This is a genomic window from Brevibacterium sediminis, assembly GCF_024895295.1.
Taxonomy (GTDB): domain Bacteria; phylum Actinomycetota; class Actinomycetes; order Actinomycetales; family Brevibacteriaceae; genus Brevibacterium; species Brevibacterium sediminis.
In genome coordinates this window covers 115,676-129,945 of the sequence record NZ_JAHQRN010000005.1, presented here as the reverse complement: position 1 = coordinate 129,945, position 14,270 = coordinate 115,676, and the positions used below count along the sequence as shown (strand labels likewise).

Annotated in this window: 12 protein-coding genes; 3 read left to right on the top strand and 9 right to left on the bottom strand. The window is 62.8% G+C overall.

The genetic code is table 11. The features are described 5' to 3' along the window. Positions 1-21: 21 nt before the first annotated feature. Positions 22-591, top strand: coding sequence for a DapH/DapD/GlmU-related protein (locus KTJ89_RS12880; RefSeq protein WP_259358005.1), 570 nt, complete (start codon positions 22-24; stop codon positions 589-591). A 90-nt stretch (positions 592-681) separates the two neighbouring features. Here KTJ89_RS12880 and KTJ89_RS12875 read toward each other — a convergent pair whose 3' ends face one another. The 3 genes from KTJ89_RS12875 to KTJ89_RS12865 all read right to left on the bottom strand — a co-directional run bounded on the left by KTJ89_RS12875 (position 682) and on the right by KTJ89_RS12865 (position 4,678). Next, a complete protein-coding gene (locus KTJ89_RS12875; protein WP_259358004.1) occupies positions 682-1,905 on the bottom strand; it encodes an amidohydrolase in 1,224 nt (407 codons plus the stop codon). 241 nt (positions 1,906-2,146) lie between these two features. After that, positions 2,147-3,646 (bottom strand): AbgT family transporter, encoded by a 1,500-nt coding sequence (locus KTJ89_RS12870; RefSeq protein ID WP_229664222.1) that lies wholly within the window; start codon positions 3,644-3,646, stop codon positions 2,147-2,149. A gap of 114 nt (positions 3,647-3,760) precedes the next feature. Further along, positions 3,761-4,678 (bottom strand): isoaspartyl peptidase/L-asparaginase family protein, encoded by a 918-nt coding sequence (locus KTJ89_RS12865; protein WP_139467573.1) that lies wholly within the window; start codon positions 4,676-4,678, stop codon positions 3,761-3,763. Positions 4,679-4,786: 108 nt separating this feature from the next. Between KTJ89_RS12865 and KTJ89_RS12860 the strand changes: the two genes are divergently transcribed. Next, entirely contained in the window at positions 4,787-5,629 is an 843-nt protein-coding gene (locus tag KTJ89_RS12860) for a MurR/RpiR family transcriptional regulator (RefSeq protein ID WP_139467572.1), read from the top strand. Positions 5,630-5,695: 66 nt separating this feature from the next. Here the strand turns inward: KTJ89_RS12860 and KTJ89_RS12855 are convergent, their stop codons facing one another. Further along, a complete protein-coding gene (locus tag KTJ89_RS12855; protein ID WP_259358003.1) occupies positions 5,696-6,325 on the bottom strand; it encodes an HAD family hydrolase in 630 nt (209 codons plus the stop codon). A 98-nt stretch (positions 6,326-6,423) separates the two neighbouring features. On the opposite strand from KTJ89_RS12855, the gene KTJ89_RS12850 reads away from it, so the two are divergent. Continuing rightward, the gene (locus KTJ89_RS12850) at positions 6,424-7,068 is read left to right on the top strand and encodes a GNAT family N-acetyltransferase (RefSeq protein ID WP_259358002.1); all 645 of its coding nucleotides are present in this window, start codon (positions 6,424-6,426) and stop codon (positions 7,066-7,068) included. A gap of 71 nt (positions 7,069-7,139) precedes the next feature. Here KTJ89_RS12850 and KTJ89_RS12845 read toward each other — a convergent pair whose 3' ends face one another. From KTJ89_RS12845 to KTJ89_RS12825, 5 genes are all read right to left on the bottom strand, one after another. Beyond that, a complete protein-coding gene (locus tag KTJ89_RS12845; protein ID WP_259358001.1) occupies positions 7,140-7,715 on the bottom strand; it encodes a GNAT family N-acetyltransferase in 576 nt (191 codons plus the stop codon). A 276-nt stretch (positions 7,716-7,991) separates the two neighbouring features. After that, positions 7,992-8,726 carry a nucleotidyltransferase family protein gene (locus KTJ89_RS12840; protein WP_259358000.1) on the bottom strand — a complete coding sequence of 245 codons (735 nt, stop codon included), beginning with the start codon at positions 8,724-8,726 and terminating at the stop codon, positions 7,992-7,994. Next, positions 8,723-11,623 carry a molybdopterin-dependent oxidoreductase gene (locus KTJ89_RS12835; protein WP_259357999.1) on the bottom strand — a complete coding sequence of 967 codons (2,901 nt, stop codon included), beginning with the start codon at positions 11,621-11,623 and terminating at the stop codon, positions 8,723-8,725. The genes KTJ89_RS12840 and KTJ89_RS12835 overlap by 4 nt, the downstream gene beginning before the upstream one ends. Then, positions 11,620-12,531 (bottom strand): FAD binding domain-containing protein, encoded by a 912-nt coding sequence (locus KTJ89_RS12830; protein WP_259357998.1) that lies wholly within the window; start codon positions 12,529-12,531, stop codon positions 11,620-11,622. Before KTJ89_RS12830 ends, KTJ89_RS12835 begins: the two co-directional genes overlap by 4 nt. Then, complete coding sequence (locus tag KTJ89_RS12825; protein ID WP_259357997.1) at positions 12,522-13,916, bottom strand: XdhC family protein; 1,395 nt, start codon at positions 13,914-13,916, stop codon at positions 12,522-12,524. The genes KTJ89_RS12830 and KTJ89_RS12825 overlap by 10 nt, the downstream gene beginning before the upstream one ends. Positions 13,917-14,270 lie beyond the last annotated feature (354 nt).

The window sequence follows — 14,270 nt, the reverse complement described above, 5'->3', positions numbered from 1 at the left end:
CAGTAAAGGAAAGGTGACACCGTGGACACAGCAGATCTGCTGAAAGCCCTCAACGCCGGAGAGACGATCACGGGCGGCTCGCCTCTGCATGAGGTCATGCACCGCACCAGCCAGGAAGCCCTGCGCATCACGGCGGTAATCAACGGCAGCTACCACGAACCCGATGAGGTTCGCGCGCTGCTGGCCGAGCTGACGGGACGCCCGGTCGATCCGACTGTGGCCATGTTTCCCCCGTTCCACACGGACTTCGGGAAGAACATCACCTTGGGGCAGCGGATCTTCATCAACTCCGGGTGCAGCTTTCAGGACCAGGGCGGGATCACGATCGGCGATGACACGCTCATCGGGCACAACACCGTTCTCGCCACCCTCAACCATGGGATGGAGCCGGACCGTCGTGCGGACATGCACCCGGCTCCGATCGTCATCGGACGCAATGTCTGGATCGGGTCGAACGTGACTGTCCTGCCAGGCATCACCATCGGTGATGACGCCGTCGTCGCCGCGGCGTCTGTGGTGACCAGAGACGTTCCGGCTCGCGCCGTCGTTGTCGGCTCACCGGCACACGTCGTGCGCACGATCGACGAGTGACTCACCCGACGAGGGAGCCTGCTGTCTCCGCGCGACCGATCACAGGCCACGTGGAGACTGCTCGGGGTCGCCGGTCGAAGCAGTTAGGGCTCAGCCGCCGAGGTAGGCCAAAGCGCCGACGACCTGCGCCTTGGTCGCGATCTCGAGAGTCGGCTCGAGTTCGGGGGCGAAGAACGGCGAATGATTGGCCGGAACATCCGTGAGCACGGTTCCGGCCTCCTCGGCGGCCTGGTACTTCTCTGCATCGAAGGACCCCACGAACCAGTAGGCGTAGGGAATGCCGAAGGCCTTCGGCAGTTCGCTGAAGTCCTCCGACGCGGTCGCGGGGGTCGCCTCGAGCACCGCCTCGGTGCCGAAGAACTCGGTGAGCGCCTCGGTGATGGTGTCATTGACCGCTTCACTGTTGTCCGTCAGCGGGAACTGGTCGAAATACTCGAACGTCGGTTCCTTCGGGGTTCCGGCGGCCTCGCATTCGCCGCGGACGATCCGCTCGATCGATGCGATCACCCGCTTGCGCACCGCGGTGTCGTAGGTGCGGACGTTGAGCAGCAGCTCGGCCCGATCGGGGATGATGTTCGACTTCGATCCGGCGTTCGACGCACCGACCGTGACGACGGCGAACTCACCCGGTTCGGTCTCCCGGGACACGATTGTCTGCAGGCGCAGAACGATGGAGGCCGCGAGGACCACGGGGTCGACGGACAGGTGCGGCATGGACCCGTGGGCGCCGCGACCGAAGACCGTGATCTTCACCGAATCCCCGGCCGACATCACTGGTCCGGCAGCGGTGAAGATCTTGCCGGCCGGCAGCGGCATGACGTGCTGGGCCAGGGCCACCTCGGGGGTCGGAACCTTGTCCGTCAGCCCGTCATCGATCATCGCCTTCGCCCCGGCCGCGTTCTCCTCTGCCGGTTGGAAGAGCGCGATATACGTGCCTGACCAGGCATCTTGGTTCTCTTTGAGCAGCCGGACCGCGCCGAGCAGAGCGGCGGCATGCATATCGTGACCGCAGGCGTGCATGACACCGTCGACCTCGGACGCGAAGTCGAGGCCGGTGTCCTCGGTGACGGGGAGAGCATCGATGTCGGCTCGTGCGAGAACGGTCGGTCCGGTGCCGTTGTCGATGACGGCGACCAGACCGGTGGCGGAGATCCGGGTGACCTCGAGGCCGAGTCCCTCGAGTTCGGCCGCGATGCGGTCGGCGGTCTTGTGCTCGTCGAGGCTGACCTCAGGATTGCGGTGAAGGTCTTTGTAGACCTCGCGCTGCCAGTCGAGCTGGGAATCGATGGAGTCGAGGAATGAAGGTGTCGTCATCGTGTCTCCTGTTCAGGCGGCGGGTGGACTCTCCAGGCGCGGACATTTCTCACAGTATCAGCGGGGATGACGCCTCGAACGGTACGAATTTCTCAGTTGTGCGAAACGTTGCGACAACTGCAGGTGGCGGAAGAGACGTGCAGAGACGGACGGGAAGTGCACAAGGATTGGATTGGCACCTGCCGGATCAAAACGGTGCGCGGTTGGTGGCGAGAAGACCAACGCGGCACCAATCACGACGCTACCGAGCGGCTACTCCTGGCCCCAGAGGCAGACCCACGAGGTACCACAATATGAAAAGGACCAGCCAGACGACGAGATTGACCAAGGCGATCGGAAGAACCAGCGACATCAACGTGCCGACACCAGCCGTGGGTCGATGTTGCCGGATGAATCCGAGGGCAAGAACGAAGTATGGGCTCATCGGGGTCAAGCTGTTTGTCGGCGCATCGGCGATGCGGAACATCGCCTGAGTGGTCTCTGGCGCAATGTCGAGGAGCATGAGCATTGGTACCAGGACCGGTGCTACGAATGCGTACATTGCCGAACCCGAGGTGAGCACCAGATTGAGGCAGCTGATAAACAGCACGGCGACAACAAAAATGACGATTGGAGCTGCACCTATGCGATCGAGGAGCCCTGCCCCCTCAATCGCAATGACTTGCCCCATATTTGTCCATTTGAAGTAGGCCAAGAATTGTGAAGCGGCGAAGAAGAGAACCACGACTGGAACGAGAGCAGCGACGCCAGGAGCCATGAGTTCGGGGATGTCGCTGAACTTCTTGATTGAGCCGACGATGACACCGTAGACGATTCCCACAGTACTGAAGAACAACATCATGATGACGGCGATATTGTTCATCAGAGGTGAATCGACAACACTCCCACCCTCTCCGCGGAGGGGCGAACTCGCCGGTACTGTTGCCAGGACAAGGAGGCCGAAGAAGAGAACAGTGGCGATTCCTGCGCCGATCATGCCACGTTGCTCAGAAAGCTTGAGCTTCATGTCCGGTAACGGATCAGCGTCTATTGAAGGTTCTGCCGCCTCAAGGGACGCGACTCGTTTGGCCACAACCAGTTCAACAACCAAAGTGATGGAGAGAGCCAGCACAATGGACGATGAAGCCGAGAAATAGTAGTTAGATAGCGGGTTGACGTTATAGCTCGGGTCGATCGTGTGGGCAGCGGCGGTCGTCAGACCGGCAAATACCGCGTCGGTTCCGGTGGGAATCAGTCCAACGCTGCTTGCTCCACCCACAGCAACATATGCCACGACAGCCCCGATGATCGGACTGCGCCCGACCGCGCGGTAGGCGATCATCGCCAACGGAATCATCACTGCAAAGGCGGCGTCGCCAGCAATTTGGGCGGCCATTGCGGTAATCGCGATCATGAAGGTCACGTAGCGAGGATTGACCTTGGAAAGCATCCCCCTCATCAGGGAAGGTAATAATCCTGTTGCGTCTGCAATAGACACTCCAAGTGCGACCACGACAATCAACCCCAGCGGGGGAAAGTTCACGAAGTTCTCGATCGCACCGTCGAGCATCATCTGAATGCCTTCGGACGTGAGCAAACTCTTGACGGCCACTGTTTTGCCGTCAGTGGGATTGACTGAAGAAAGATCCAAGCGAGCGAACAGTGCGCTGAGCAGGGCGACGATGACGGCAAGGCCCACAAAGATCCAGAATGGGTGAGGCAGTTTGTTGCCTGCACGGTCTACTGCTTCGAGGAGTTTCATCACTCCTCGGGACAAGCGACTTTGCCTGTCCTCGTCAGTGGGTGCTTGAACTGACATATCTCTCCTAATCAAGTAATCGTCAACTCCAGCTACCGGTTTCCCCGGGCTGGACGTTCACACGTGCGTGTATGTACCTGTGGAATCGAATGACCCGTAGAACATATCGCCGCTGTTGTACGCCGCGAGCCCCGTACCAGACGTCGGAATGACGATCATTCCTCCCATCCCGCCGCGAATTGCGATTCGGTCGAGGACTGCGACTGCCGCCTCATTTGGAGAGGCTCCTCCGAGAGAAACTCGATCGTGCACGCTGTGAGCTGCGACTTCAGTCATGAATACTTCTCCCGTGCCGGTGCAAGAGACAGCCACTGTTCCGTCGTCAGCGAATGTCCCGGCACCTACCAGCGGTGTGTCGCCTACCCTGCCTGGCTCCTGATTGACGATTCCACCGGTGGAAGTTGCTGCTGCCAGATTCCCGTCTGCATCGCGAGCGACGGCACCGACTGTGCCGTGCTGGAGCAAGGCGTCAGGCTGCTTCTGAAAGGCGGCGAGCTCCTCTCGCCTTTTCTCCGTGATGAAGTATTCGGGATCGACTGTTTCGACGTCCCACTTACTCAGCTGTTCGTGAGTCGGTGTCGCGAATAACAGGTGGTCGGTTTTGTCCATAACCGCGCGAGCAACCGAAATGGGGTTGCGAGCGGTAGATACACCGGTGACGGCCCCCGAGCGGCCGTCACCAGCCATGATCGAAGCGTCGAGCTCAACGGTTCCTGACGCAGTGAGTGCGGCCCCGTGGCCCGCATTGAAATCGGGGGCATCCTCGAGTTCGCGGACCGCGGCAACGACTGCGTCGACTGCAGAGCCGCCCGCGCTGAGTACTGAGTAGCCTGCTTCGAGAATTTTCTCCAACGCTGCATGCGCGCTGGCTGTACCATCCGAGGTAAGGGGAGTCGATCGATGTCCGGCACCGCCATGAACGATGAGAAGCGGCTCGGTACTCTGGCCAAACGATCGGAGGATGGTTTCAGTCATGTGATGTTCCTTTCATTTGTGCTGAGCGAGATCAGCTTGGCATAGTTGTTTCATAACTGCAATGTGGATCACATTTGAAATGTACGCTTCATTCTCGGGAGTCATACGATGGAAACAGTCGCGGAGACGGTCAATTCGTCGATTGATTCGCTCAGTCCCGCCAGTCGCCGGATTGCTCGTGCTCTGCTGGCCGACTATCCGAGTGCTGGTTTGGGGACAACATCGTCACTAGCGGCCTTGGCTAGTTCGAGTTCTGCTTCGGTCGTGCGTTTCTGTACGCAGCTCGGATTCAACAGCTTCGTCGAAATGCAGGATCGTCTGCGGACCGAATTGACGACGAGATCGGCGAGTCCGCTTATACGGGCTGAGGCAGAGACGGCTGGACGAGATTTTTCAGACGAGTTCTCCTCGAGCGGGACGGACCGGGCGGATCTCATCACTAGAACTTTTCAGCAGAATCCACGTTCGGAAATCGACCGCTTGGTGAAGATGCTGACAAAGGTATCGAATCGCGTGGTGGTTGTTGGGGGACACTACAGCGGGCTGGTTGGCCGCGTAGCTCAGCTGCAGCTATCGAAGGTGAGGCCGAACGTCTCGTTCTTGGAAGATCCGATGGGACGTGACCTTCATGTTGTCACCGATCTGCGGCGGCAAGACGTTTTGCTTGTTCTTGACGTCAGGCGATATCAGGAGCATCTTTTCCAGGTTTCTGAGGCCGCAAAGAGAAACTCTGCTTCGGTCGCGTTGATCACTGACCAATGGTTGTCGCCGGTCGCTGGTATTTCCGACGTCGTACTGCAGGCCGCCGTCGACGTTTCATTTTTTGATAGCCAAGTGGGATGCCTGGCGTTGGTTGAGGCGGTGGTTCACGAGGCCGCAACCAAAATAGACGGTGCGCTAGAACGACTTCGGACGCTGGAAGACCTTCGACCTTCGCAGAGACTCAAGTGAAGGTTCGGAACTAAGACTGTCACCTCAGTCGGACTGAAAGTCCAACAAGTAACCGGACGCAATGTCTTAGTAAGACTTAAACAGACCGAGCTCGGACAGTTCCTCGCGCAGCGAGTCGGCTCCTGAGAACACGTGGCCGATGAAGCCGAGCCGTTCGGCTGCCTTCACGTTGGCGGGCAGATCGTCGACGAAGACCGTCCGGGCCGGGTCGAGGTCGAATCGGTCCCGGGCCAGTTCGAAGATCGCCGGATCGGGTTTGACCAGACCGATTCGACCGGAGACGACGATGTCTTCGAGTTCGCTGATCGCCGGGGCGACGACAGGGGCATGGTGGATGGTCTCAGCCGACCAGTTCGACAGCCCGAGCAGGCGGACGCCGGCGGCCTTGAGATCTGCGACGATCTCGGCCATGCCGTCGATCGGACCGGTCAGGGACTTGTCGAAGTTCTCGTAGTAGCCGGCGACGATCTCACCGTGGCGGGGGTCTGCCTCGGCGGCTCGGGCGACGATATCGGTGATCGAAACGCCGGAGTCAGCTGCGGTGTTGAGCGTGGGGAAGTCGGCCGCCTCGGCGAAGGAATGCCATTCATCGGCACTCATACGATCGGCCAGGGGCCCTGTCTGGTCCCAGCCGATGAGCACATTGCCGAGGTCGAAGACGACGGTCGTCGGGGTCGGGCGATCGGGTTCGGTCATGGGCCACCACCTGTTATCGGCATCCTGGAGTCGAACCCCACGCTACCCGGAGTCGTCGGACCATTGTGGATTCGGGCCGGCTGGCCTAGGTTGGTTGCATGATCGGCTACCCGCCATTGCAGATCCGGGTGAAGACTCCCCGACTCGAGCTCGTCGGTGCCGCCGATGAGATGCTCGCGGCGCTCGCCCCTCTTGTGCGAGACGGAAAGGTCTTCGCGGAACCCGCCCCCTACGACGATCCGATGTCGTTCTACGAATCCGACCCGGACGTGCGGGTGAGCAGGTGGCTCCAGAGCGTATGGCGCGGACGCGGACGCTTCTCTCCCTCTGACTTCCGGTTGGCCTTCGCCGTCCTCGTCGACGGTGAGGCCGTGGGGATGCAGGACCTCATTGCGGAGAAATTCGACTCCTGCGGGACGTTCGCCTCATTCTCCTGGCTGTCGACGGATGTGCGCGGTCGCGGCCTCGGCACGGAGATGCGCAGCGCTCTGCTCCATCTTGCGTTTGCGGGGCTCGGGGCGAGTGAGGCCGGTTCCGATGCGTTCGTCGACAACATCGGATCGAACAAGGTGTCCGAAGCCTTGGGGTACGAGCGCAACGGCGTCGATTGGGACATCCGCCGAGGCGAGCCGGGACGCATCCAACGCTGGCGCCTGACCCGCTCGGCGTGGGAAACCAGACGGCGGAACGACATCGAGCTCAGCGGAGTCGAGGACTTCTGCACTTTCCTAGACCACCACTAATTGCTACCTGAGGGCGGCCCAGCAACCTCGCGCGAGGTATCTGGGCCCCCGTCAGGTAGCAATTAGGGCTGTCACAGGTCCAGGGAGAACACCTCGTGGTCCGGGGACTTGTGTCGGAGTTCGGGGTTGCGCTGCATCCCGAGCTTCTCGGCCACACGCTGCGACGGTCGATTGTCTCGGTGGATGATGGCGGTCAGTATTGCAGCCACCTCGAGCTCCCGAGCGTGATCGACGCAGGCCAGAGCCGCCTCGGTGGCGAACCCATTACCTTGGTCGGACGGCTTCACATGAAAACCGACCTCAAGGTGAGGTGCGCCGTTGACGGTCTGCCAAGTCAGGCCGCAGTCGCCGAGGAACTCACCTTTGTGCGTCTCCACGATCCACAGCCCGAACCCGTGCTCTGCGTAATTGCGTCGGTTCCACCGGATCCACGCAGCCGCCTCGGTGCGGTCTTTGGGGTGAGGGTAATACTCCATCACCTGCGGATCGCCGAGGAGGGCGGCCATATCGTCGAGATCGTCGTCGGTCATCTCCCGCAGGCGCAGACGAGGAGTGTCGCAGGGCGGCATGAGTTCAGGATAACCGGGCGGGCCGAAGTGCGCGGAGCTGCCGGAGTGTTCAGCCAGATCGGCGTCGTCGACGGTCACGAATGACCGCGAGTGTCGTGGCGGTGATCAGCAGAACGAGGGCCAAGAGCCACAGAAACGCGGCAAAGTCATGGAACGGCGCCGCTTGGGAACTCAGTATGCAGGCGGCGGCGAGCAGGATGAATGCGACGATCCAACGGGTGAGTACCGATTGCTTCATCGCTCCTCCAACGTCAGGGTTCACGGTCGTTGGCACTGACTCTAAGTAGAGCAAGGGTGCCTGTCAACGCCGGTGACGGCGGCCCAGCAACCTGGCGCCAGGTATCTAGGCCCCCGTCAGGTAGTAATTGGGGAGGTGTGGGCGGCGGCGAGGTCTGCGGGGGTGTCGATGTCGGTGCCATTGCCGATGTCAGAGCATTCGACCGGGTCGATGAGGTGTCGGCGACTTCGCATCCATGAGCGTCCCGCTTCATCCCCTTGGGCTCCGTCGGCGGCCACTTGCGCATGAACAAGGCTCATGACAACCGGGTGGCCCGGTTCTCCCGACCAGACTGCGCGGACGACCCGATCCGAGTCGTATCGCGCATTGAGTCGGGCGATCACGTCCGCCCCGACCCAGGGTTGATCGACGAGCATCATCGTGATCGCGGTACGTCCCGAGAGCCGGGAACACCTGGAATCAGACCTCACCGAGGCGGCCGCCACCGAATCGTCGCAGGTGAGCGCGGCGATCGCGGCCACCCCCGCACGAAACGACGCAGACAACCCAGCGGAAGCTTGGGGCACCTCGACAACGGTGACCTGCGATTCGCCGAGTCCCGCCTCGGCGAGGTGGGATACGATCTCACATCGGCCCGGACCTGCGGTGACGACTGGATGCAGCCCTGCGGCGCGAGCGGCACGGGCCGCGCGGACCACGAGAACCGAATCACCCCATGGCAGCAGCGCCTTCGGACCCAGACTCAAACGCCGGCCGCTGCCGGCAGCGAAGATCAGCGCTATACCGCCCTGCGAATCTCCGCTCTGCGAACTCCCGTCCGCCGAAAGGCCATCCGACGGCTCCCTGGTCATTCCATCACCACACCGGCACCGACGAGACCCGCCCACACGGTGTCCCGGGTCAGCGGCGTAGAGGTGAAATGGACACCAGTGGCCGCGCGAACCGCATTGGCCAGGGCCGGGGCGACGGGATTGAACGGGGACTCGCTCATCGACTTCGCGCCCTGCGGACCGAGCTCGTCGGAGGTCTCGGCGAAGTACACCTCGGTGCGGGGAATGTCGGCGAAGTTCGGTGCTTTGTACTGTCGGAGGATATCGGTGACTGGTTTCCCGGTTGTCTCGTCGACGATGACCTGCTCATACATCGCAGCCCCGATCGCCTGTGCAACTCCGCCTTCGATCTGCCCACGGCACTGATGCGGGTTCATCACCACTCCGGCATCGGCGGAATGGACGGACTGGAGGATGCGGATCTCGCCGGTGCTCATGTCGACGGCGACCCTGAACCCGTGGACATTGAAGGCCACCGAACGTGGGGTGCCGCCCCAATACCCGGACCCGCGTGGCGGTTCACCGGCAGCGGCAATGTGCTCGTCGCGCAGCACATTCAGTGCGATTGACGCTTCCCGCCGCGTCGGGCCCACGACCGAGGTGAACTGGTCGGCCACCTCGGCGGACCATCGAGCGACGGCCCGATCGCCTTCGATTCGGATATCTTCCGGCCGAGCCCCGAGATGGGTAGCGGCCAACCGCTGCAACAGCCCGACGAGCTCCTTCGCCGCGGCCTCGTTCGCACGTCCGGCAATCGTCGTTCCCGTCGATCCGAAAGCCCCCGTATCGTGTTCGACCGCATCCGAGTCGGACTGCCGCAGCCTCACCTTGTCAGTCGTCGTCCCGAGCAGGGTGGCAGCGATCTGCGCATGCACGGTCGAAGTCCCGTTGCCGAACTCAGCGGTGCCGATGGACAGCTCGTAGCGACCGTCGGCGGCGAGTTCGATCTGCGCATGAGCGATGTGTCCGCGCGGTGGGGCAGTAGCGATCATCGCGATCGCCGTCCCCGTCCCGATTCTCCACGTGGGTCCAGGTTCGACTCCGTGACCTGCGGCAATGTGCTCATCCCAGCGTTCCTGACCGCGTCTGAGGGCGGTTCGAACCTGGTCGATGCACTGGTCGAGCCCATAGCTGCCCATCACGAGGTCCTCCTCGGGCTCATCATGGACACTGAGCATCTCATCTCCGGGACCGACGATATTCAGCTTCCGCATCTCGAGTTCGTCCATGCCGAGCTTGTGCGCCAGAGCCGTGATCGTCGATTCCACGGCGAAGATCATCTGGCTCAGTCCGTACCCGCGAAACGCTCCCGACGGGATCGTGTTCGTGTACACGGCCTTGGCGTCGACCTGCTTGTTCGCGGCTTTGTACACCGCGATCGACTCACCGACTCCGTGGAAGAGCACCCCGGGACCGTGATTGCCGTACGCTCCCGTGTTCGACCGAACGTCAAGGGCCAGCGCCGTCAGCCGTCCGGAGGCGTCCGCTCCTGCCCGGACCCGCATCCGGAAGGGATGGCGGACGGTCGTAGCAGTGAAGATCTCCTTGCGGGAGAGTTCGAGCTTCACAGGAGACCCGGTGGCCATGGTCGCCAACAGTGCCACGTCCTCACACAGCACCTCCTGTTTGCCGCCGAATCCACCGCCGACCCGTTCGCAGCAGACACGGATCTGCTCCCGGTCGAGGTCGAAGACCTGACCCAGCGTCCGACGCACGAGAAACGGCACCTGAGTGCTCGAGCGGATGACGAACCGTCCGTCATCGTCGATCCATGACAGGCAGCCATGCGTCTCCAACGCCATATGTGACAGCCGCTGAGTGTGATACGTTGCCTCGTGCGTGACCGCAGATTCGGCAAGAGCCGCAGGAACATCGCCGAGGTGGCTGTGCACTTCCGCAACCACGTTCGTCGCCGGATCGGCGATCCCCGACTCCTCATCGGCCTCCGGGTGGATGACTGGTGCACCGGGTACGTCGGCGAGCTCCGGATCGAAAACTGCCTCGAGATCCTCGTACTCGATGTCGATGAGCGCAGCACCGCGCTCCGCCGCACGTTGGGATTCGGCGACGACGACCGCCACTCGCTGCCCGAAGAAGCGGACAACATCGTCGAAGACGCGGGTGTCCTTCGGATCATCACCGACGAGTTCATGCTGCGCAGTTGAGAACCTCCTGTCCGGAGCGTCCTTGTGCGTGAGGACGGTGACGACTCCAGGTTCGGCCAGAGCCCGAGAGTCATCGATGTGGGTGATCTTCGCATGCGATCGCCGGGAGCGGACGAGGACGGCATGGAGCAGCGGCCCCGGCAGTTCGGCCTCGTCGATATCCATCGTGTACCGGGCGGTTCCCGTGACGACGGCCGGACCCGCCGGTGCACCGGTGCTCGTTCCGACGCCGCCGTGCCCGGTGTCGATATTGCGGTGCCCGGCGATCGCGTCCTCGATCGTCCGGTAGCCGGTGCACCGGCAGACATTGCCCTTGAGGCTGCGCGGCAGATCCTTCTTATCGTCTTCGCTCATCGACGCGACCGTGCAGATCATCCCGGCTGTGCAGAATCCGCACTGGAACCCGCCCGCGGCGAGGAAGTCCTCCTGCACCGGATGCATGTCCTCGACCGTGCCGAGTCCTTGCACTGTCGTGACGTTCCTGCCGGCAACACGGTGGGCCGGATAGAGGCAGCTGTGCACGGCCGCTCCGTCGACGATGACTGTGCACGCCCCACAGTCACCGGCATCGCAGCCCTTCTTCACCCCGTGCGCTCCGTGGTCGCGCAGCCAGGTGCGCAGGCACTGTCCGGGTTCCGGACTGACTGATACAGTGCGTCCGTCGACTTGGGCTGTGTCGGTCTGAGACCGCGGCCGAGCGTCCGAGACGGATGCAGGCTGAGTCGGGGCCAGAGTTGAATCGTCGGGCTTCATCGCTCGCTCCTTGTCATGGTGATGTCTCCGCTGACCCGAAAGTCGGCCGTGGAATCGTCGGCGGCCAGCAGCTCGGTGAGGATCTCCTCGCCGAGGCGGTGCGTCATCGCCTCCCGCCAGCGCGGACTGCCGTGGATGTCGTCATGCCAATCTCCAGCTACGGCCGATTCGATCGCGGCATGGAGGGCTGAAGGTGTGAGGTCATAGCCCGTTGCCCGGCCGAGATCGATGATGATCGGCCGCCTCGTCGACGCGGTGATGGTGATCCGCACCCGGTCGACTTCGAGCAGTCGCCCGATGAGCAGGGCAGCAGACCTTCCGCGTTCGGTCAGGGAGATCCGGCGGAAGGCGCAGCGTTGGGCCAAGCTGGTCAGGGGAATGTGGAAGCTGCGAATGAGCTCACCTTCACCCAGGTCCGTTCTCGCTTCGCCGCGGACGAGCTGGGCCACAGGCAGGCGGCGACGGCTTCCGCCGGGACCGATGAGCAGAGCCTGCGCATCGAGCCCAGCGAGCAGGCTCGTCATCGGTCCTGCCGGCAGAGCCGTGGCGACATTTCCGCCGATCGTCGAGACATTCCAGATCTTCCAGGAGGCGACGAATGAATCGCAGCATGGCGCGAAGAGGTCGAGTCCGGGCAGGACTGAATGCGGAGCGGGACGATTGCTGCCAGAGGTGAACGCAAAGATGTCGGCGATGCGGCAGGTGGCGGCGATTTCGAGCTCGGTCGCATGCCAGATCGTCGGTTCCCACCCGGCCTCGGTGATGTCGAGGAGCCTCATCGGCGCACCGCGAGTGATATCGGTGCCGTAGGAGAGCAGGACTGTGCCTCCGGCGAGCCAGCGGTCACCGGGCCGCCAATGGTCAGGGTCGGCGGAGAAGAGAACCTCATCCACGCAGGTCATGTCCATGATGCGGCCTCCATGGTGGGGTGGGGGACGGAATCATCTGCACGGTGGTCGCTGGAGGATGGGCCGCCTCGGCGAGGTGAGGAATGTCCGCTGCGATCGGCGTGAACGGGACCGGAGGTATCACGCAGCTGCGGGATCGACGAGGCGTAGCCCGTCCGGCGGGTGCAGGCGATGTACTCGGCGAGGACGGCAACGGCGACTTCGGGCGGGGTGCGGGCTCCGATGTCGAGCCCGATCGGGGAATGCAGGCGTGCGAATGCCGCTGCCGGCAGACCGCCGTTGAGGAGTTCCTGGGCTCGACGTTCGTGGGTGGTGCGTGAACCCATCGCGCCGACGTAGGCGAGGTCCATGCGCAGGGCGCGATCGAGCACGGGCAGGTCGAAACGGGGATCGTGGGTGAGCATGATGACAGCGGTCCGCGCGTCGACGCGACCGGCGGTGACCTCCTCGGCGAAGTGGTCGCCCGGGCGAGCGACGATGACGTCGTGGGCGCCGGGGTGGCGGGCCTGGGTGGCGAAGGCAGGTCGGGCATCGCACACCGTGACATGCAGACCGAGGAAGGAGGTGGCTTCGGCGATCGCGGCGGAGAAGTCGTTGGCACCGTAGATGAGCACGCGAGCGCGGGGGCGGTGGGATTCGACGAAGAGGCGTCGGATGATCGGGCATTCGACGACGGTGTCATCGCGGACTTCGACGATCCCGCAGCCGCCGGAATGGATGAGCGCATCGACCTCGTCCGCTGCCCGCCCGATCTCAGCTGCATAGGCTGCCGGCAAGAGCTGCCCGGTCGGCACAGCCACAGCCGGCATCGGGAGGCGCGGAACTGTCCGGTGGTGCTGAGATTCCTCGCGGTGGGCAGGCGTTCCGTAGTGCGGGGCGGTCGAGGAACCTATGTGGGCACCATTGCTCAGGGTGATCTCGTAGGGCAGCTCTCGGATCAGGGACCCAGTTTCGGGGGCGAGGGGTTCGGCGGCTGCGGGACCGGTGAGGTCGGTGGGACGGGCGGGGCAGACTGGAACGCCTGCGGAAGCGGGGGCAGTGACCGGCAGCAGAGTGCGCAGTGCGTTCGCGACGGTGCTGACGGGGTCGATGAACACGCGGATGTCGCCGCCGCACATGAGGCCGACCGAGAGCCCGTCATCATCGGCATAGCCGAAATCGCAGAGCGTGGGCTGACCTGAATCGATGCAGGTCAGCGCCGCATCGACTAGGGCTGATTCGACGCAACCGCCCGAAATCGAGCCGATGGTCAGGGAATCGGAGCGCACTGCCATCGAGGTGCCGATCGGGCGAGGGACAGACCCGGAGACCGAGACGACAGTGGCAATGGCCCACTGGTCAGGGACGTCGAGACAGGGTGAATATGCGAAGAGACGATCGAGCACCGGGGCTACCTTTCCTTCCTGTAGCGCCCGGTAGATAGTTCAAGTTCATCCTCGAACTCGCCATAGGCATTGCCAGTACCTTAAAACAGCCGCATATGCCGAAGCAATGGTTCGATAAGAGATTTTCTGCGGAGACAAGCGGATTGCGGCAATGCTCAGAGCTGGGCAGGGATGCCGGACTGCCGGTGTGACCAGGGGCGGAAGCGCCTCAAAGGATCCCCACTCAAACAGACCCCTCCCTAATTGCTACCTGACGGCGGCCCAGCAACCTGGCGCCAGGTATCTAGGCCCCCGTCAGGTAGCAATTGGGGAGGGGATGACAGCGACCCTGCGTTCACACCAAATGGGTGAACG